At 28.0% G+C, this 20814-nt stretch carries 16 protein-coding genes; 13 read left to right on the forward strand and 3 right to left on the reverse strand.

Features of this window, described 5'->3' with window-relative positions:
- The 3 genes from BUA86_RS15385 to BUA86_RS15395 form a co-directional block, all read left to right on the forward strand.
- The coding region (locus BUA86_RS15385; RefSeq protein ID WP_072934045.1) for a sulfatase-like hydrolase/transferase at positions 1–975 on the forward strand (975 nt) is incomplete at its 5' end.
- A 293-nt stretch (positions 976–1268) separates the two neighbouring features.
- A complete protein-coding gene (gene gltB, locus BUA86_RS15390; protein ID WP_072934046.1) occupies positions 1269–5765 on the forward strand; it encodes a glutamate synthase large subunit in 4497 nt (1498 codons plus the stop codon).
- The gene (locus BUA86_RS15395; RefSeq protein ID WP_072934047.1) at positions 5765–7195 is read left to right on the forward strand and encodes a glutamate synthase subunit beta; all 1431 of its coding nucleotides are present in this window, start codon (positions 5765–5767) and stop codon (positions 7193–7195) included. The genes gltB and BUA86_RS15395 overlap by 1 nt, the downstream gene beginning before the upstream one ends.
- A gap of 238 nt (positions 7196–7433) precedes the next feature.
- On the opposite strand, the gene BUA86_RS15400 is transcribed toward BUA86_RS15395, so the two are convergent.
- Both BUA86_RS15400 and BUA86_RS15405 read right to left on the reverse strand, forming a co-directional pair.
- Positions 7434–8759 carry a sensor histidine kinase gene (locus BUA86_RS15400; RefSeq protein ID WP_072934048.1) on the reverse strand — a complete coding sequence of 442 codons (1326 nt, stop codon included), beginning with the start codon at positions 8757–8759 and terminating at the stop codon, positions 7434–7436.
- 4 nt (positions 8760–8763) lie between these two features.
- Positions 8764–10104 carry a sigma-54-dependent transcriptional regulator gene (locus BUA86_RS15405; protein ID WP_072934049.1) on the reverse strand — a complete coding sequence of 447 codons (1341 nt, stop codon included), beginning with the start codon at positions 10102–10104 and terminating at the stop codon, positions 8764–8766.
- Positions 10105–10296: 192 nt separating this feature from the next.
- Here BUA86_RS15405 and BUA86_RS15410 point away from each other — a divergent pair, with 192 nt between their 5' ends.
- The 10 genes from BUA86_RS15410 to BUA86_RS15460 all read left to right on the forward strand — a co-directional run bounded on the left by BUA86_RS15410 (position 10297) and on the right by BUA86_RS15460 (position 19581).
- Entirely contained in the window at positions 10297–11550 is a 1254-nt protein-coding gene (locus BUA86_RS15410; protein ID WP_072934050.1) for an efflux RND transporter periplasmic adaptor subunit, read from the forward strand.
- On the forward strand, positions 11543–12253 hold the full coding sequence (locus BUA86_RS15415) for an ABC transporter ATP-binding protein (protein WP_072934051.1): 711 nt from the start codon (positions 11543–11545) through the stop codon (positions 12251–12253). Before BUA86_RS15410 ends, BUA86_RS15415 begins: the two co-directional genes overlap by 8 nt.
- 6 nt (positions 12254–12259) lie before the next feature.
- Positions 12260–14680, forward strand: coding sequence for an ABC transporter permease (locus tag BUA86_RS15420; protein ID WP_072934052.1), 2421 nt, complete (start codon positions 12260–12262; stop codon positions 14678–14680).
- A 1-nt stretch (position 14681) separates the two neighbouring features.
- Positions 14682–15971, forward strand: a complete 1290-nt coding sequence (locus BUA86_RS15425; RefSeq protein WP_083580405.1) for a TolC family protein — start codon at positions 14682–14684, stop codon at positions 15969–15971.
- A gap of 1228 nt (positions 15972–17199) precedes the next feature.
- On the forward strand, positions 17200–17595 hold the full coding sequence (locus tag BUA86_RS15435) for a hypothetical protein (protein WP_072934055.1): 396 nt from the start codon (positions 17200–17202) through the stop codon (positions 17593–17595).
- A gap of 74 nt (positions 17596–17669) precedes the next feature.
- Entirely contained in the window at positions 17670–18065 is a 396-nt protein-coding gene (locus BUA86_RS15440) for a hypothetical protein (protein ID WP_072934056.1), read from the forward strand.
- A 10-nt stretch (positions 18066–18075) separates the two neighbouring features.
- Positions 18076–18423 carry a hypothetical protein gene (locus BUA86_RS15445; protein ID WP_072934057.1) on the forward strand — a complete coding sequence of 116 codons (348 nt, stop codon included), beginning with the start codon at positions 18076–18078 and terminating at the stop codon, positions 18421–18423.
- Between the two features lie 58 nt (positions 18424–18481).
- Complete coding sequence (locus BUA86_RS15450) at positions 18482–18736, forward strand: DUF7336 domain-containing protein (protein ID WP_072934058.1); 255 nt, start codon at positions 18482–18484, stop codon at positions 18734–18736.
- Between the two features lie 5 nt (positions 18737–18741).
- A complete protein-coding gene (locus BUA86_RS15455) occupies positions 18742–19113 on the forward strand; it encodes a hypothetical protein (protein ID WP_143147345.1) in 372 nt (123 codons plus the stop codon).
- A 75-nt stretch (positions 19114–19188) separates the two neighbouring features.
- Positions 19189–19581: a hypothetical protein gene (locus BUA86_RS15460; protein ID WP_072934060.1), complete on the forward strand. Its 393-nt coding sequence runs from the start codon at positions 19189–19191 to the stop codon at positions 19579–19581.
- A gap of 102 nt (positions 19582–19683) precedes the next feature.
- Here the strand turns inward: BUA86_RS15460 and BUA86_RS15465 are convergent, their stop codons facing one another.
- Positions 19684–20790 (reverse strand): TlpA family protein disulfide reductase, encoded by a 1107-nt coding sequence (locus BUA86_RS15465; RefSeq protein ID WP_072934061.1) that lies wholly within the window; start codon positions 20788–20790, stop codon positions 19684–19686.
- Positions 20791–20814 lie beyond the last annotated feature (24 nt).

A 20814-nucleotide genomic window follows, 5' to 3' on the forward strand; every position in this document is an offset into this window, starting at 1 on the left:
ATGCCTTGGTCGTATTCTGTGAATACGTCTTTGTATTTTATTCACGAGAAACAAAGAAATGCGAAAGAGATTCTTTTACCAACAGCAAAAATTACGGACAATGAAAAATCAGTTGTGGTATTAGTAATAGGAGAATCTGCAAGAAGCGAGAATTTCTCTTTATATGGTTATAAAAAAGATACGAATCCATTGCTTTCTAAAGTAGAAAATCTCCATCATTTTAAAGCCAATTCTTGCGCAACTTATACAACCGCAGGAGTAAAGTGTATATTGGAACATACGAATAGCAACGAACTTTACGAGATTTTACCGAATTATTTATATCGTAATAATGTAGAAGTAATTTGGCGTACGACGAATTGGGGAGAGCCACCTGTTCATATTAAGAAGTATGAAACCAGAGATTATCTACGTCCAAAATGTGAGGGAGAAGATTGTGATTATGATGGTGTACTATTAAGTGGTTTAAAAGAAGAAATAAAGGCAAGTAATAAAAATAAGATATTGGTTATTTTACACACGAGTACAAGTCATGGCCCTACTTACAGTAAGAAATATCCACCAAGATTTGAGAAATTTAAACCTGTTTGTAACAGTGTGGACTTAGGGAAATGCACACAAACAGAATTAATGAATGCGTATGACAACACAATAGTTTACACAGATTACATCTTAAATAGCATTATAACAGATTTAACAGATTTGAAAGAATACAATAGTACCATGCTTTTTGTGTCTGATCATGGAGAATCTTTAGGAGAAAAGAATTTATACATGCATGGTGTTCCGAAAAGTTTAGCACCTAAGCAGCAATATGAGATTCCATTTATAGTTTGGGTATCTGATAGCAACAACCAATTAAAACCAGCTAATAATACAATTCTATCGCAGAATAATGTCTTTCATAGTGTGCTTAATTTTCTATCCATAGATAGTCCTATTTACGATGAAAACATGAATATATTTAAGAAGTAATTAGATAAAATAAAAAATATAAGTCCAAGAATTAAGTTTTAGTTCTTGGATTTTTTTTATCTAAAATTTTTATACTAAAAAATTAGAGTTTGATTACGTTTCTAACGTTGTAGCTTACACTTTACAATCTATTTTTAATTACATATTTATCATTATTTAAAATGATTATAATTTAATAAAAGGTTAATTTTATGATATTATATTTAAAAAAATAATATATTAGATGAAATATTTATATGTTTTAAGTTTAAATATTGAGTGTTTAATAATTTAATAAAAGTATTTTTATGCCGATGTTAGAGAGTTTTGGATTATATCAACCCGAGTTTGAATTTGATTCTTGTGGAGTTGGTTTTGTGGCCAATATGAAAGGAGTAAAAAGTTTTAAAATAGTAAGCGATGCCATTACCATGTTAGAAAATATGGAGCATCGTGGAGCGACAGGATACGAAAGTAATACTGGAGATGGAGCTGGAATTCAAATTCAAATTCCGCACGAATTATTATTTGATGAAGCTTTAACTTACGGAATAGATTTACCAGATCCAGGATTTTATGGCGTAGGAATGTTATTTTTTCCACAAAATAATTTTATTCGAGAAGAATGCAAAGAAATCATTCAGCAATCGGCAGATAAATTAAATTTAAAAATATTAGGTTATAGACCACTTCCAGTAAATAATCTTGATTTAGGAGACTTAGCAAAAAGTGTGGAACCAGTAATGGAAATGCTTTTTATTGAAAGACCTTATGATATAGAAACAGAAAAAGACTTTGAAAAAAAGCTTTTTGTGTTTAAAAATTACATTTCACACCAAGTAACAAGTGTTACGAATAATGATCCAATTGGTTTTTATTCAGCTTCATTTTCATGTAAAAAGGTTATTTATAAAGGACAACTTCGCTCAGTTCAGGTTCGTGATTATTTTAAAGATTTAACAGATCCTAGAACACGATCTGCTTTTGGAATGGTTCATTCTAGGTTTGCAACCAATACATCTCCTACTTGGAGTCTTGCCCAACCATTTCGTTTTATTGCCCATAATGGTGAAATTAATACAATTGGAGGGAACTTAAATTGGTTAAAATCATCGGAAAAGACATTTAAAAGTCAGTTTTTTACTCCTCAAGAAATGGATATGATTCTTCCTTTAACAAAAGCAGGACAATCAGATTCTTCTTATTTAGATAATATGGTAGAAATGCTTTATCATTCTGGACGAACATTACCGCACGTTATGATGATGTTGATTCCTGAGGCTTGGGATGGAAATGAACAAATGGAAAATTACAAGAAAGATTTTTACGAATTCCATGCTTGTATGATGGAACCTTGGGACGGTCCCGCTTCTATTTCTTTTACAGATGGAGAAATGATAGGAGCGACTTTAGATAGAAATGGTTTACGTCCATCAAGATACTGCATAACATCTGACGATATTGTAATCATGGCTTCAGAATCTGGAGCTCTTCCAGTTGATCCTTCAAAAGTAATAGAAAGAGGAAGACTACAACCTGGTAAAATGTTTCTTGTAGACATGAAAAAAGGGAGAGTAATTAGTGATGAAGAACTTAAAAAAGAAATTTGTTCGTCTAAGCCATACAGAGATTGGTTAGATAATATGAACATTAATATAAAAGAATTACCACGACCAAGAATCCGATTTAATAAATTACAAACAGAAGATATTTTTAAATATCAAAAGGCATTTGGTTACACAAGAGAAGATTTAAGTGTTTTAATAAAAGAAATGGCAGCTGGAGGTAAAGAACCCGTTGGTTCTATGGGATTTGATGCTCCTTTAGCTGTTTTAAGCGAAAAACCACAGCACTTAAGTTATTACTTTAAACAATTATTTGCTCAGGTAACTAATCCACCAATAGATCCAATTAGAGAACGATTGGTAATGTCTTTAACAACTATTATCGGAGGAAATGGAAATCTTTTAGAAGAAGATAAAAATTTTGCACACTCTATTAAATTAGAAAATCCGATTTTAAGTAACGAGCAATTAGAAAAACTACGAAGTGTAGATACTGGTAAATTTCAGTCTAAAACAATCTACACTTATTTCAAAACAGATGCAAAAGAAGGAAATTTAAAAAAAGCGATAGATCGAATTTGTCGTTACGCAATAGATGCTGTTGACGATGGTTTTGAAGTCATCGTTCTTTCAGATCGTTCTATTGATTCTCAACATGCTGCAATTCCTTCTTTACTTGCTTGTTCTGCTGTACATCATCATTTAATAAGAAAAGGTGTTCGTAAGAAAATTGGTATTGTAATGGAAGTTGGTGATGTTTGGGAAGTACATCATTTTGCAACACTTTTAGGATATGGTGCAACTGCAATTAATCCTTACTTAGCATTGGCTTCTATTCGTCAAATGTTTGATGAAGGAGAATTTGAGGAAAAAGAAAATTTAGAACAATTAAAATACAATTACAAGAAAGCTGTTGGAGATGGTTTATTAAAAATATTCTCTAAAATGGGAATATCTACATTACAATCCTATCATGGAGCTCAAATTTTTGAAATTATTGGATTAAATAAATTGGTTGTGAATACTTGTTTTTCAGGATCAGTTTCTAGAATAGAAGGAATAGGGTTTGATGAAATTGCAAAAGAGGCATTATCAAAACATTTAAAAGCTTTTGGTAGAGATGATGAAAAATTATTAGATGCTGGAGGAATTTATCAATGGAAAAAAGACAATGAATATCATCAGTATAATCCTCAATCTATTCATTTATTACAACAAGCAACTTGGAATAATAAATATGATATTTTTAAAAAATATTCACGTGTAGTGAATCAAGTTTCAGAGAATGCGACATCATTACGAGGTTTACTCGATTTTAAAAATGATAGAGAACCTATTTCTATTGATGAGGTTGAACCTATTGAAAATATATTAAAACGTTTTGCTACAGGAGCAATGTCTTTCGGCTCTATTTCTTGGGAAGCACATACAACGCTTGCTATTGCAATGAATAGGATTGGTGCAAAAAGTAATACAGGAGAAGGTGGTGAGGATGAGAAAAGATACGAACTAAAAGAAAACGGAGAAAACATGAGATCTGCTGTTAAGCAAGTTGCATCTGGAAGATTTGGTGTCACAGCTCGTTATTTAGCCGAAGCAGATGAAATTCAGATTAAAATGGCACAAGGTGCAAAACCAGGAGAAGGAGGACAGTTATCTGGTGATAAAGTAGATAGTTGGATTGGTAAAATGCGTCATTCAACGCCAGGAGTTGGATTAATTTCTCCGCCTCCACACCACGATATTTATTCTATAGAAGATTTAGCACAACTTATTTTTGATCTTAAAAATGCTAATCGTCATGCTCGTATTTCAGTAAAATTAGTTTCTAAGGCTGGTGTTGGAACAATAGCTTCTGGTGTGGCAAAAGCAAAAGCAGATCATGTTTTAATTTCTGGATATGATGGTGGTACTGGTGCATCGCCTTTAGGTTCTATCCGACACACTGGATTGCCATGGGAATTAGGAATAGTAGAAACACATCAAACATTAATTAAAAATAAATTGCGCCAACGCGTAAGATTACAAGTCGATGGTCAGTTAAAAACAGGACGAGATATCGTAATGGCTACTTTATTGGGCGCAGAAGAATGGGGTATCGGAACATCTGCTTTGGTGGTTGAGGGTTGTATTTTAATGAGAAAATGCCACCTTAATACTTGTCCAGTTGGTGTGGCAACACAAGACGAAAATTTACGTAAAAAGTTTACAGGAAAGGCTGAGCATTTAGTGAATTACTTTACGTTTTTAGCAATGGAAGTACGTGAATTAATGGCGAGTTTAGGTTTTAGAACGATTGATGAAATGGTTGGTCAATCTCAATGTTTAGAGCAAAAATCGAATATCAACTTCTGGAAACATAAACACATCAATTTAGAACCTTTACTGCATAAGGTAAAAACAGATTTACCCATTATTAAAGACGAGGAGCAAGATCACGGAATTGATGATTCTCTTTCATGGGAAATGTTAGCTATAGCAAATGATGCAATTAAAAACAATAGCTCAATAGAATCTTGTTTATCAATTAAAAATACAGACCGTACAGTAGGTACAATTCTTTCACATGAGGTAACTAAAATTTATCAGTCAAAAGGAATGAAAGATGATGCATTGAAGTTTCATTTTAAAGGAACTGCTGGACAAAGTTTTGGTGCTTTTTGTAATAAAGGAATTACACTTTCTTTAGAAGGAGATGCAAACGATTATTTTGGTAAAGGTCTTTCGGGTGCTAAGTTGGCCGTTTTTCCAGATAAAAATTCAATTATTAATGCAAACGAAAATAGTATTATCGGAAATGTAGCACTATATGGAGCTACTTCTGGAAAAGTTTTTATTAACGGAATGGCAGGAGAGCGATTTGCTGTAAGAAACTCTGGAGCAACAGCAGTAGTTGAAGGAATTGGTGACCATGGATGTGAGTATATGACAGGAGGAGTTGTAGTTGTTTTAGGTGATGTCGGAAGAAATTTTGGAGCTGGAATGAGTGGAGGAATTGCTTATGTATGGGATATTAACCAATCTCTAGAGAAGAATTTTAATAGAGATATGGCGAATCTGGAATCCTTAACAGATGATGATAAAGAATTGATATTTCAATTAATAAAAGAGCATTATTTAATTACAACGAGTTCGTTGGCAAAATATCTTTTAGAAGATTGGGAAACAAACTTTAAATTCTTTACAAAAGTTTATCCAAGAGAGTATAAAAAAGCAATTGAAAAACAAATTAAAACAACGAAGTAATGGGAAAGGCAGATGGATTTTTAATGTATAAAAGAGAGGTTCCTACTAAAATAAATGTTGAAGAACGAGTAAAGAACTATAAAGAATTTATAAAAAGACCTACAGAGAAGATTCTAAATGAGCAATCTGCTCGCTGTATGGATTGTGGTATTCCTTTTTGTCAAAGTGGTTGTCCACTTGGAAATGTAATTCCAGAATTTAACGAAGCTGTTTATAAAAAACAGTGGGAAAAAGCGTATGACATCTTAATTTCTACAAATAATTTTCCTGAATTTACAGGGAGAATTTGTCCTGCGCCATGTGAAGGAGCTTGTGTATTAGGAATTAATAATCTTCCTGTAACAATAGAAGAAATAGAAAAAAATATTATAGAAATTGCTTTTGAACAAGGTTTTGCAAAACCTAAAATTCCTTATTTAAGAACAACTAAAAAAATTGCTGTTATTGGTTCTGGTCCAGCAGGATTAGCTGCTGCGTACCAACTCAATCAAAAAGGTCATTATGTAACGGTTTTTGAAAAAGATTCGGAAATAGGAGGCTTACTTCGTTTTGGTATTCCCGATTTTAAATTAGAAAAAAATATCATTGAGAGAAGAAAAGATTGGATGCAAGAGGAAGGTATCAGATTTATAACAAGTTGTAACGTTGGTGTAGATTATTCTGTAGAGGAATTAAATCGAAATTTTGATGCAATTGTATTGGCATTAGGAAGTACAATTCCTAGAGAATTAAGTATTCCAGGTAAAAATGCAGATGGTGTGTATTATGCAATGGATTTTCTTACACAAGCCAATAAAAAAGTAAGTGAAATACCTTTTTCTGAAGAAGAAATTAATGTAAAAGGTAAAAAAGTAATTGTAATTGGAGGTGGAGATACAGCCTCAGATTGTATAGGAACATCTAATCGTCAGGGAGCAGATACAATTTATCAGATTTATTATAAACCAATTTTACCAACACATAGAGACGAAACGATGCCTTGGCCAACTTTCCCTATGACGTTACAAATTACATCTTCTCATGAAGAGGGGTGTGTAAGAAAATGGGCAGTTAATTCGAGAGAGTTTATAAAAGATGAGAATGGTAAATTAATCGGATTAAAACTTGTTGAGGTTGAATGGGCAAAAGATGAAGATAATGGAAATTGGTCGTCGTACATCGAAAAACCAAACTCTGAATTTATTATAGAATGTGATGTTGCATTTATTGCTTTAGGATATAAACATGTGCAACAAAAAGGTTTGGTAGAATATTTAGATGTGAATTTAGATCCGAAAGGAAATCTTATCGGAAATGATACAGAATATAAAACGAATCAACAAAAAGTTTTCTCATGTGGTGATGCACGAAAAGGACAAAGTTTAGTTGTTTGGGCAATTCACGAAGGAAGACAATGTGCAGAAAAAGTACATGAGTTTTTAGGAAATTGAGAATTGAGAATTGAGAATTAAGAATTGAGAATTAAGAATTAAGAATTAAGAATTAAGAATTAAGAATTAACACATTAACACATCAACACATCAACACATCAACACATCAACACTATTTATAAAGTAAAAAAGTATAATGTACAAAATAGCTATTTACACATCCAGTTTGTAATTCCGAATTCATTTCGGAATCACATTACGTACGATATCTAAAAGCTGAAAAATAATCTATAATTTCTCATATTCCAAGAACAATAACAAACTGTTTTATACCATTGTTTTGTTTATAGAATAAATAACCTTTGTGTGCTTCTATAATTGTTTTAGATAGCGTTAATCCAATTCCAGCTCCATTTTTACGAGTGGTATAAAAAGGAAGGAATATTTTTGAAACGATGGTTTCATCAATTAAATTTCCAGAATCGTGAACAATAATTTGTAATCTATTTTCTGATTGTATTGTGCTTATTTCAATTAATCTTTCTGGAGAATTTTCGACAGAATAAATAGCATTTTTTATAAGATTAATAAAAACCTGTTCCAATTGTATTCGATCTACATTAACCGTGATTTCATACGAAACAGAGGAAGTGAAGTTGATATTTTTCTCTATAAATTCATTTCGAAAAGATTGTTGAATGGCTTGAATAATCTCACTTAAATTGTGAATAGATTTTATAGGACTTGGTAACATTGTAAGTTGTCTATATTGGTCTATAAATGTTTGTAAATGCTGACTTCTATTCATAATAGTGTCCAAGCTCAATTTTATATCTTCATAATCTTGCTTGTCTAATTCATCACTTTCAAAATACATTTTTGTTGTATTGGCAAGTGAATAAATTGGCGTCAAAGAATTAATGATTTCATGTGCAATTACTTTCATTATATTCATCCAAGCTTCTTTTTCTGTAACGTCTATTACTCTTTGTATAGAGTCTAGAAAGATAACATCATATTCTTCATTTGTAATTTGAGTTTTAGAATTCTGAATAACATATGTTTGACGTTCTTCACCGTTTATCTGAATATCAATTGTGGTTTTTATTTCTTCAAATTGTCTTTCTTCTAATGCATTTGTAAATTGAGGAATAAACTTTTTTAGGTAATTCCAAGAACTAAGCTGCGGAATATTAAACATATTTTGAAAATGTTTATTCATGAAAATAATCTTACGATCATTTTCTTCTTTTTTCAAAATCAAAAATCCAGAAGATACTGCATTTAATAACTGATGATATAAGATTTCTTTAGAAGAATTAAATGTATGTTCATCTTTTATTTTCTGATATAATTTTACTGTTGAATTCTCTTTTTTAGATTCACTTTGAGAGATGTTTAAACTAAAATCATCATGCAACAAAGCATGAATAATTTTTTGATTTTGAGAAATATTTTTTTGAATAAATAAGATCGTCTCAATAAGAACTATACTTGTAATAATAAGTAAAAGCGTAATAGAAAAAGGATACTTTTTTAAAATAAAAAATGCAATAAAAAACAACAATATTGTTATGATTAAGATTCTTATTACTAGAGAAATATTAAAATTGAGTTTTTTCATACCATTAGTTTGAAATATTATATTTTTCTAATTTTCTGTACAATGAAGCACGAGAAATTCCTAAATCTTCTGCTGTTTTTGTAATATTTCCATCAAAGAAAAGCAAGCGTTCTACTATTTTCTGTTTTTCTATTTCGTTTAAATTATTTGTATTTTTTGAATGAGTTGAAGGAAGAAAATAATCAAACCCCAGATTCTCTAAAGTAATTTCGTCATTCTCTGCTAAAATAATTGCACGTTCTACACGGTTTTGTAATTCACGAATATTTCCGTTCCATTCATAATGCTGTAATTGATTTAGAATTTCTTCATTTATATTCGGAATATCCATTTCGTACTTATTGGCATAAATTTCTATAAAATAATGTAGAAGAGGAATAATGTCTTCTTTTCTTTCGTTTAAATTCGGCATTTTTACAGAAATCGCATTAATACGGTAATACAAATCTTCTCTAAAAAGTCCTTGCTCCACAGCTTTTTCTAAATTCGTGTTAGTAGCAGTAATTAATCTAAAATCTACTTTACGAGATTTACTTTCACCTAATCGAATAATTTCTTTATTCTGAATAACCTGAAGGAGTTTCGCTTGTAGATGTAAGGGAATATTTCCTATTTCATCAAGAAAAATTGTTCCTCCATTTGCAGCTTCAAAACGACCAATTGTATCTTGTTTAGCATCTGTAAAAGCACCTTTTGCATAGCCAAATAATTCACTTTCGAATAAGTTTTCGTTTAGTGCGCCCAAATCGACATGTATAAATTGTTCTGTTTTACGATTAGAATTTTCGTGTATAGATTTAGCTAAAGCAGATTTTCCTGTTCCATTTTCACCCAAAATTAAAACGTTAGCATCTGTCTTAGCGACTTTATCTGTTATTTTGTAAACTTTTTCCATTGAAGAAGAGCGACCAACAAAAAGAGATTTTTCTTTAACTTCTACAATTTGTTTTGCTTTTCTATGTTGTTTAATAGCATCTTTTATTAAATCAATTAATTTTTGATTATCCCATGGTTTTAATAAATAATCAATTGCACCTAATTTTAAACTTTCAACAGCAGTTTCAACACTTCCATAAGATGTCATTAAAATAACTTTTGTCTTAGGTTTTAATAAAAGAATTTCTTTTAACCAGAAAACACCTTCTTTTCCATCTTCATATCCAGTTCTAAAATTCATATCCATTAAAACAACATCTATTTCATTTTCTAATAGAATTTCTGGAATATTTTTAGGGTTAGAACATGTTATAATTGTTTCAAAAAGTCTTTTCAAAAGCAATTTACCAGCGATTAAAATCTCTTCCTGATCGTCAATTATTAGAATTGTAGCCTGTGTTTTTTTCATTTTAGTTTTGTTCGTGTGTACCATTCTGAACAATTTACTGTTCGTTTTCGGACAGTTGATTGTTCATTCTATTTTCTAAAATTACTCTTATCAATTGTTTAGAAAATTATAAAATTTGGGCACGTTTATTACGTATTGATAATTAGCAAAATAGCAATATTTAAACAACTATTTTGGTAAATTTAAGAAATAATGGATACGAAAATCAAGCAAAAAAATAAAAAATACAAACGCATTGGATTATTGATTTTATCTGCTACAATTTTGGGAGGAAGTAGTTTTTATTTAATGAAAAAACCTCGAGTATTAAAAGTAGACAGAAATGAATTAACAGTAAAAGAGGTAACAGAAGAAAACTTTGAAGATTTTGTAATTTTTCAAGGACAATTAGAACCCATCAATTCTATTTTAATTAATGTTGTAGAAGGAGGTTCTGTTCAAGAAATTTTTGTAGAAAACGGAGAAATGTTAACCAAAGGAATGCCAATTGCTCGTTTGTACAATCCCAATACAGAACTCAATTTCTTAACACAAGAAACGGCAATTATAGAGCAAATGAATCAGTTGAATGTAGCCAAACTATCTATAAGAAATCAGGAGTTGGATATGTCGAAAGATTTTGTTGCGATAGAACACGATTACAACCAATCAAAATTAGATTACGAACTCAATAAAAAATTATATGACCGTGAGGTTTTAGCTAAAAACGAATGGGAAACTGCACAAGAAAAATTAAGATTCCAGAAAGAGCGAAAAGGAATTATACAGAAAACTCTAATAAAAGAAAAAGAATCAAATAATATACAATTACGTCAAATAGACGAAGCATTAAATATTATGCGTAAAAGTTTGTCTACTTTAAGACAAAATAAAAAGAATTTTCTAGTGTTAGCGCCAGCAACAGGAAGATTAAGTTCGTTTGAATCGACTTTAGGACAGTCAATAGAAGCAAGTAAAAGTATAGGAAAAATAGATATTCTTAGTGGCTACAAATTAGTTGCAATGGTAGATGAATATTACTTAGATAGAATACAAGTCAATCAATACGGGCAAATTGAAATGAAAGGAAAAATTATCAAAGTAAAAGTGACTAAAATTTCTCCAGAAATAAAAGCAGGGAAATTTAAAACAGAACTAGAGTTTATAGATAAAATTCCATCTAATTTGCAAGAAGGATTGTCCGTTGGTGTAAAACTAATTTTATCAGAAAAGGAAAAGAAATTAGTTATTCCAAAAGGCTCTTTTTATTCAACAACACAAGGTAAATGGATTTTTGTTGTGAATGATAACAAAGCGACAAGAAGAAAAATAGAACTAGGAAGAGAAAACCCAGCGTATTACGAAATAAATTCTGGATTAAAATCTGGTGAAAAAGTAATTATTTCAAATTACGAAGATTATAAAGATGTACAAGAATTAGCAATAAAAAATAACAGCAATGATTAAAATAGAAAACCTTTCGAAAATATTTGTAACAGAAGAAGTTCAAACAAAAGCATTAAATGGAGTTAGTTTAACTATTAATTCAGGAGAGTTTGTTTCTATCATGGGACCATCTGGTTGTGGTAAATCGACATTATTAAACATTATAGGATTATTAGATTCTTTTAACGAGGGTAGTTATTTAATCAATAATCAAGAAATGGCGAATATTACTGAATCTAAAAGAGCAACAGTTAGAAAAGAGAATATTGGATTTATTTTTCAGAATTTTAATTTAATTGATGAGCTTTCGGTTTATGATAATATAGAATTACCAATGATTTATGCAAAAGTTTCTAGTTCCGAAAGAAAAAAACGTGTACAAGAAATTGCAGAAAAACTAAATATCGTACATCGTTTACAACACTTTCCTCAACAACTTTCTGGTGGTCAGCAACAGCGTGTTGCAGTAGCAAGAGCATTGGTTATAAATCCTAAAATTATTTTAGCAGATGAGCCAACAGGAAATTTAGATAGTACAAATGGAAACGAAGTAATGGAATTACTAACAGATTTACATGCGCAAGGAGCAACAATTTTAATGGTGACACACTCTTCTCATGATGCTGCATTTTCTGAAAAAGTTATTACCATGAAAGATGGTGAGATTCTTTCGACAAAAGTGAATCAAAAAGATGTGAATTTCTTTGAAAAAACTGAGATCTAATTTATTATGCTAAAAAATTGGTTTAAAATATATATACATAATGCCATTAAGAATAAATGGTTTACGTTTTTAACGATTATTGGATTGGCAATAGGAATTGCGGGTGTTATTTTTTCGACATTATATTGGAAAGATGAAACAAGTTACGATCAATGGAATCCAGATAAAGATCGCATTTACGAAACGCTATCTGTATTTCCTATCGCTGGAGAAGAATGGCCAACCAGTGTGGAGCCTTTACCACGTTATTTGAAAGAAAAGTCAGATAAAGTAGAAAATTATTGTTGGTTTGAAGGTTGGTATGGTAAAGAAACTTTTTATGTTGATCAAAAAAAGGTTTATATAGAAGGAATTGTTAGTACAGATCAAAATTTTTTCGATTTTATTCCATTCAAATTTATAAAAGGAAATGTAAATGATTTTCGTAAAAACAAATATGGAATTGCATTAGAAGAAAGCGAAGCAATTAAAATTTTTGGTAATGAAAATCCAGTTGGGAAAATCTTAACCAACTATGATGGACGAAAGATGCCAATTTATGGCGTTTTTAAAGGAAATAAATTTAGTGGATTTCAACCTAAAATTGTTATTTCTAATATTTACACTCGTTTTGATGATATTAAAGATAATTGGGGAGCTTATGGTCCTGGATTATTGATAAAGCTTAAAGATTCTAAATATAAATCAGAAATAGAAAAATTAGGAACAGATTTATTTTATGAAAATAGTACCCTAAAAAATGCCAAAGCAGAAGGTATAGCTGTTGAAGAATTTTTAAAAATTTATGAGCCTGTAAAAGTAAAATTTCAAGCTTTAAAAGATTCTAGGTTAAATGCTAAAGTATCAAAACTTCCAGAAGGAATGGGGAATAAGCTGTTTTTGCAAATTAACTTAGGATTATCTTATCTCATTTTAATTTTATCGATGATTAACTATGTTAATTTATCTACAGCACAAGCAATACGAAGAGCAAAAGAAGTTGGTATTAGAAAAATTGTTGGAGCATCTAAGCGTAATATTATTTTACAGTTTATGATAGAAACTATTATAACAACAGTTTTAGCATTTTTTGTAGCATTGGCTTTAGTAGAAGTAGGATTGTCAAGTTATAATCAATTAATTAATAAAAATTTAGAAATTGATATTATTGATTTTATACCCAATTTAATTCTCATTTTTACTATTGTGGTTGTGATTGCTGGAATATTTCCTGCTATTTATGTTTCGAATTTCAAAGAATTAAACGTTTTAAAAGGGAATTTTTCACGAAGTAAAAATGGTATTTGGTTAAGAAATGCTATGCTAGTTTTGCAGTTTTCTATTGCAACATTTTTTATTGTAGGAGGTACATTTATTATTCAGCAAATGAATTATTTATCGAATAAAGATTTAGGCTTTTCTGGAGATCAAATTATTAGTATACGATTTAGAAGACAAGATTTAGGTGAGCGGAAATTTGATTTTTATAAAAGCTTTCAACAAGATTTATTAAAAGTAAAAGGTGTACAAGATGTTAATGCAACAGTATTCACATTTGGTTCTAGTAATGCAGGTTCTAATACAAGTTTTAGAGTAAAAGACAAACAATTAATTACAGAAAATATGGCGATGGATTTTGGTTTTCTTAATATGATGAAAATAAATGTTATCGAAGGAAGAGATTTAAATCCTACCATTTCATCTGATACCATCTCCAATGTTTTGATTAACGAAACGGCTAAAAAATATTTTGGTGAAACATTAAAAATAAATGATGAATTTTATTGGAATGATCAAAAACTAAAATTAGTTGGTGTAACAAAAGATTTTAATTTAGGAGAACCACAATTGAAAATAAAACCTATGATGTTTTTCAATTTTAAAGTTGTAAAATGGTTGAGTGCTAATGTGGATAATATACTTATTAAAGTAGATGCAAAAGACACCCAACAAACAATTGATAATATCGAGAAATTTTGGAAAGCAAAAGTAGACCAAGATTATCCTTTCGAATATGAATTTATTAATAAGCAATTTGCTCGTTCTTATGAAAATTACACAAAGCAAGAACAAATGTTTAAAATTCTAAATGTTATTGTAATCACCATAGCCTTATTCGGATTATTTGCATTGTCATCTTATACGATAGAACGTAAATACAAAGAAATTGCTATACGCAAAGTTTTAGGAGCAGAAACGGGATCGTTATTAAAAATTCTTTCTAAACAATATATTTATTTATCTATAATTGGTTTTACCATTGCAGTTGTACCTAGTTATCTTTTTGTTCAAAAATGGTTAGATAGTTTTGTTTACAGAATAGATATTTCTATTTGGGTTTATGTATTGGCCTTTGTTTTATTATTAACCTTAACGCTTTGTGTTGTTTTATTAAAAGCCTACAATGCAACAAGAATTAATATCCTCAATTATTTAAAATACGAATAAAATGAAATTAAAGTATTTTTTATTCATCTGTGTGCTTTTCTGTATAAATGGAAAAGCACAGCAGTTGTCGTTGGAAGATTGTATAAAAATAGGAAAAGAAAATCAGCCCGATTTTAAAATACAAGCTGTAAAAATAGAGCGTGAAAAAACAGAAAAACGTTCTTTTTCTTCTCAGTTTTTACCAAAGATAGATGCATCTGTTACACATGCTTATAATTTCGGATCATCTATTGATCCATCAACAAACACACGAGAACCATCTAATATTCAGTCGGATAATTTATCTATCAATGCACAAGTTAATTTATTTGATTTCTCGAAATGGAATCAAACAAAAATTCAAAACTTAAGCATTGAGCTAGAAAAAATGGAATTTCAGATAATTGAAAACCAATACGAGTTATTGGTTTTAGATAAATTCATGAAAGCTTTAGCTGTCCAGGAATGGCAATTGGTATTAACTAATCAATTAAAAAATGCAGAAAATCAATTAAATAGAATTTCTAAAGAAGTAGAAGAGGGGAAGCGTCCAAAAAGTGATTGGTATGACATTAATGTAATTTTTCTTCAAGAAAAAAATAACTTAGAAATAGCTAAAAACGATGAGGTTGTAAAGAAAACAGAATTAATACAATTACTAAATCAAATGGATTTAGATGTACAAAGTTTAACGTTAGAACAACCCATTTTATTAACTTCATCAGAAATAAGTACTATTATTAATGATTATCCAACATTAAGAAAGATAGATTTAAATAACGAAAAGCTTAGTAAAGAGTACACACAATTATTATCTAATTTCTTGCCCAGAGTTTCATTAAACTATTCTTATGGGACGTTTTATTCTCAGAAAATAAAAAGTTTAGCCGATACAAATTTTAGTTTTGGTAATCAACTAAAAGATAATAAAAGTCAATATGTTGGAGTCGGTTTTTCAGTTCCGATTTATTCTAGAGGAGATAATAATCAATTGTTACAATTAAATAAAATAGAACAAAACTTAAACAATGAATTAAAACAGAAAGAAGAAAAACGTTTAAATGATTTAGTAGCAATTGAAACTAAAAAATTACAATTACTAGAAAATTTAGATCAATCCTTGAATGAAGTCTTAAAAGCATCCGATCAATCATTAAGCACAACAGAAGCAAAATATATGTTTGATAAAGTCGATGCTTCTGTTTATAAATCCGCTAAAAATCAGGTTTTACAAGCAAATTACAGCGAACTAAATAATACATTAGATAAAATTTATATACAATATCAACTTCAAATATTGAGAGGAGAGTAGTTGAATACATCTTTAGAAGAATATTGTTATTTAATTTTCCCAGATAGGGCGAGCATACTTACTACTCGTGTTAAAAAAAAGATAATTTGAAATAAATAAAAGCCAGCTAAATTAGCTGGCTTTTGTTATTTTTCCGACATGTACCGAATCTTGAATAATAATGACTTAAATTTACTTGCTTAAATTTTTGAAAGATTGAGCGTCATATTAATGGAACAAAAGTGTCCTTACAATGAGAAAATATATAATTCCAACAATAATTAGTACTATTGTTTTTCTTATAATTATAAGACCAGGAGTTTTTAATTTACTTCCTTATACTATACATGAATTTTTGTTTAGAAATATAATAGATGAAAGTCTTTTTATTTATACTTTCGATTCAATTTTCAGTATTATAATATGGATAATTATTTATAAAATTTTAAAATGATTAATATTTTAATACGTTCATTAATAATAAAAGCTATAGACAATAAATGAACTAAAAAATGAGTGAAAAACAACAAATCCTACTTAGAATATTTTCTTCTATATTAATCAGTTTTTTATTATTCATTATCTTTTCTGTTAAAGATGGTTTATTTATTTTTATTATATTATTATCATTTGTAGGATTAATTGATTCATTAAGTATTTTGTTGAAGAGAAAATTTAAAATTTTATTCTTCTCATTAATTTGGTACTTACTTTTAACAAGTTTTTACTATCTACTTATTGATAATGGTTTTAGGATTATTTAAATGTAGTATTCAAAAAAATGTTCATTATAAAAAGTCTCATCAGTTGAAATAATTGTAATAATGAAAAAAAAATTAAACTATATTATATTCCACTTTGTTGAATTTCAAAAAAAAGTAGGTAATAATGATATTTCAATATTTACAACATCAGTATTTTTTACAATAATGCTATGGATGAATATTTTAACAATATTAAATTATATTCTTATTAAGAATTATTATCCTAATAAAAATTATTTAATTCCAATCATTTTATTTTGTGTAGGATTATTCTTAATTATAAATAATTATATCAGAAAAAGGAAGTACGAGAATTATAATTTTGAATCCTCTTTTTTTGGTTATTTGTATTTGTTAATCTATATAATAATTAGTTTTGTATCTTTTGTATTTAGTGTTGAATTATTAAGAGCATAATAGTAATTTTTCTAATAAGTAATTGTTATATAATTATTTATTGTTTTAATAAATTAAAATATGAGATAATGGAAAATATATATAGGCTAATCTTATTATTTATTTTTTTAAGTTCATGTAATAGTACTTGTGCACATAAGAATATTGAGGTTAGTGAATTACTTAGTATTGCAGCTGAAAAAAAATCTATTGATTATTGTAAATTATTAAACTCGGCTTTATCTGGAAATGAAGATTCAATAAAAGAAATTTCTTTATTAGAATTTGACGATGCTGTTGGATACGATCATGGAAGTGTTATTGTCGATTTAATTTTAGAAATAGGGGAAGAGAAATATTTAAGATCAATTTTTATGATAAGTAAAGAAGAAAAATATTTAATTAACTCTTACTTAGATGTTGGTTTGATTTATGGAAATAATCCTAAAGTAGATAAGAAAGATTTAAAAAAGTATCTTTCCTAAAATATATGATTTTTTAAAAAGATAGAGAATAGAAAGTATATATTTTGATTCAACTGTAATATACAAAAAAGAAGATGAAAAATATTTTAAATCCATTTATTAGCATTGGTGAATTTAGATTAAATAGTCATATATCAGATTATTTTGAAGAGTTTAATCTCATCAAAGATGAATATGATAATGTTACTAAATGGACGACTTATTATGTAGAAAATAATGACATTATATTATTTACAGAAGAAGAATACATTATTTCAATAAAATGTAAAGAACAATGTATCATTAATAATGTAAATTTGATAAGTTCTTCTATAAATGTTTTTACACGAATGAATATAGATTTTCAATTTGATGAAGAATTATACATTGATGATTATGAAATGCAAAAAGTATATAATGTTGATTCAATTGGGCTACAATGTTGGACTAATAAAAATGATGTAATTGTTAGTATTCTCATTTCAGGATAAAGCTAATTTTATGAAATACGTAATAATATTTTTATTTTTTTTAGCCTTTTCTTGTACTAAGGATATTGAAAATGTAACTTTTGAAGGAAAAGTAATAGATTACAATAAAAGTAATCCAATAGTTGATGTGAAAGTTATTTTTACATGCTGGAAATATGGGAATAGTCCTGATTCAAGTTATTCAGAAAATGAAACAATTATTGTAAAAACTGATAAAAATGGTAACTATCAAGTGAGTTTTGATAAAGGAGCTTTTATAGAAGTTAAAGTATTTCGTTATGGATATTTAGGTTATAATTATAGTGAAGAAATATTTAATCAAAATAATAAATTAAATATATATTTAAAAAATAAGTAATCTAGCTAACAAACATTTGCTCTTGACTTTAAAAATGACTAAATATTGAATAAGCACCATGGAAAAACTTTTTATATTACATCACGAATATGAATACACTTATAAAAAAGAGATATTTGACGAAGTTAAATTTATTGGAGTTTTCTCTTCAAAACAAAAAGCTGAAGAAGCTAAAAATTTATTAAAAAATAAAAAGGGATTTATCAATTACCCTGAAGACTGTTTTATAATCGGTGAAATAGGAGTAGATACAGTAGAATGGTTAGAAGGATTTATTACTACAGAAGAGGCTGAAAAAGATATAAATCTTTAATTTTTATGAAAACTAAATTTCTTATAATCACGGTTGTACTTACTCTTTTTGGATGTAAGAATTTTCTTGAAGATAAAGTCTTAATGTTAAAAACTATTGAAAGTTCAACCTATAAAATAGAATGGCATACAAAAAGTGGTATTACAAAAGTTTACCCTAATTATATAGATATCACTAATAAAATAGAAAACAAGAAATATCAAATAGTTGATGATTTAAATATATTAGATGTTAACTTAATAGGTAATGATAGTTTATTTATTATTTATAATAAAAATGATAGACTTAATGAAATTAGAAAAACGAATGAAAAGTTAGGTTTAAAAATAGTACCAAAAAACTATTATGTTTATTATACAGGAAAAAGAATGTATTAATAATATTCTAAAAAAAATAACTGTAAAGTGTTATAAGAGAAATAGTCATAAATAATGAAGATTTGATTTAAAACAATGAGAATAATAAGAATTATTTTATTGATATTTATTATTACAATATCGAGTTGTAATGATGATTATAAAAAAGAACATTATATAAACAAAAATCTCAAGTTGTACGAATTAAAATGTAACGACAAAAATATCTTAACTTTTGAAAAATGTAGTTGTAAATCAATACCTAAAAACTATTTTATTCCTATAGTTAATGATTCTGACGGATTTTATGTATTATATATTAAAAACAATGATTATAAAACTTCTATATATACCTTATATACAACTTTTAAAACTTATGGAAGCATAAAAGAAGATGTGAATTTTATAACTATTAATGATAATGTATATTTTCAAGATTCTATTGCACGAAATAAAGACTATAGAGTAATTAGAGGTTATATAAAATAATTTTTATTCTCTTCAGCTTGCGCGAGCATCCTGCTCGTGACTATAAAAATATGAAAAGGCAGCTAAATTAGCTTGCTTTTGTTATTCATTTAAAATTGATGATTATAGGTTCTCAGCAAGAAAAATTTTCAATTCTTCTGTAGAAATGTCTCGTTTAATTATAGTACCATTTTTATCAATAAGAAAATTAGTTGGATAATCGTTGATTTGATTATTCTTAGCAAAATTCCCATTTTCATCTAAAATATTAATCCAAGGTAATTCGTGTTTTTTTATAACATTTTTCCATTGAGGAATATATTTTTTAGCATCTACTGAAATACCAATTATTTCGAAACCTTTAGAATTAAATTCTTTGTGAACATTCTTTAAACCTGGAAAAGTGATTAAACAAGGTTTACATGCATGATACCAAAAATCAATTAGTGTATATTTATTTTCAGAATAATCAATTCTATAAGGATCATTATTTATATCTTTTAAATTATTAATTTCTGGAAATGTATTTCCATTTGCATAAGTTTTAAATTTAATTATTTTGTTTTTTAAAACTTGATAAGGATATGAAGCTTTTATAAAAGGATCGAATTTTTCTAAAAGATTATCATAATTATAAGTTTTATGAATTTCATATTTCTGTACTATTCTCCAGAATGCAATTACAGATTTTGGATTTTTAGAAATGTATTGATTTAATAAATTCATTTCTTGTTGCCAATTTCTTTTGTGCCAACTATTAATTGAATCGTTGACTTCTTTAGGAAAATTAAGCTTATATTTTAAGAACATTTCTCCATGAAAATTATTATATTTCATTTCTTCTTTTAGGAAGTCTTTAAAAAAGGTATTGTATTCCTTTCTTTCGTCTATATCAGAATCTATATCAGAATTCAGTTTAGTTAAGTTTAAATTAAGGTCACGATCCTTTAAATAAAATGTTTTTGATAAAAAAGAAAGGTTTTTTTCCGCTTGATATTTAAATATGTATGGATAATAAAAATTAGTTTTCTCTAGTTTGATATGATTTTTATTAACTGAATTTTGTAAAGAATCCTCTACAGCATTTTCGTAATAGTCTTTTTGAAATACAGGATTTAATATAAGTATAGATTCTTTATTTAAATTATTGATTTTTAATTGTAAATCAATTTTTTGAGCGTTTAGGATAAGACAAGTAAATAAGCTACTTAAAAGTAAAGTTATCTTCATTAATTTTTTTTGATAAATGTAAAA

Origin of the sequence: Chishuiella changwenlii (assembly GCF_900142565.1) — a bacterium.
Lineage (GTDB): Bacteria > Bacteroidota > Bacteroidia > Flavobacteriales > Weeksellaceae > Empedobacter > Empedobacter changwenlii.

Bases quoted from the DNA above. Each gene is read 5' to 3' on its own strand.
- BUA86_RS15440 (WP_072934056.1), top strand. From the start codon at position 17,670: ATGAAAAATATTTTAAATCCATTTATTAGCATTGGTGAATTTAGATTA.
- BUA86_RS15400 (WP_072934048.1), bottom strand. From the start codon at position 8,759: ATGAAAAAACTCAATTTTAATATTTCTCTAGTAATAAGAATCTTAATC.
- BUA86_RS15445 (WP_072934057.1), top strand. From the start codon at position 18,076: ATGAAATACGTAATAATATTTTTATTTTTTTTAGCCTTTTCTTGTACT.
- BUA86_RS15460 (WP_072934060.1), top strand. From the start codon at position 19,189: ATGAGAATAATAAGAATTATTTTATTGATATTTATTATTACAATATCG.
- BUA86_RS15455 (WP_143147345.1), top strand. From the start codon at position 18,742: ATGAAAACTAAATTTCTTATAATCACGGTTGTACTTACTCTTTTTGGA.
- BUA86_RS15420 (WP_072934052.1), top strand. From the start codon at position 12,260: ATGCTAAAAAATTGGTTTAAAATATATATACATAATGCCATTAAGAAT.
- gltB (WP_072934046.1), top strand. From the start codon at position 1,269: ATGTTAGAGAGTTTTGGATTATATCAACCCGAGTTTGAATTTGATTCT.
- BUA86_RS15410 (WP_072934050.1), top strand. From the start codon at position 10,297: ATGGATACGAAAATCAAGCAAAAAAATAAAAAATACAAACGCATTGGA.
- BUA86_RS15415 (WP_072934051.1), top strand. From the start codon at position 11,543: ATGATTAAAATAGAAAACCTTTCGAAAATATTTGTAACAGAAGAAGTT.
- BUA86_RS15425 (WP_083580405.1), top strand. From the start codon at position 14,682: ATGAAATTAAAGTATTTTTTATTCATCTGTGTGCTTTTCTGTATAAAT.
- BUA86_RS15450 (WP_072934058.1), top strand. From the start codon at position 18,482: ATGGAAAAACTTTTTATATTACATCACGAATATGAATACACTTATAAA.
- BUA86_RS15435 (WP_072934055.1), top strand. From the start codon at position 17,200: ATGGAAAATATATATAGGCTAATCTTATTATTTATTTTTTTAAGTTCA.
- BUA86_RS15465 (WP_072934061.1), bottom strand. From the start codon at position 20,790: ATGAAGATAACTTTACTTTTAAGTAGCTTATTTACTTGTCTTATCCTA.
- BUA86_RS15405 (WP_072934049.1), bottom strand. From the start codon at position 10,104: ATGAAAAAAACACAGGCTACAATTCTAATAATTGACGATCAGGAAGAG.
- BUA86_RS15395 (WP_072934047.1), top strand. From the start codon at position 5,765: ATGGGAAAGGCAGATGGATTTTTAATGTATAAAAGAGAGGTTCCTACT.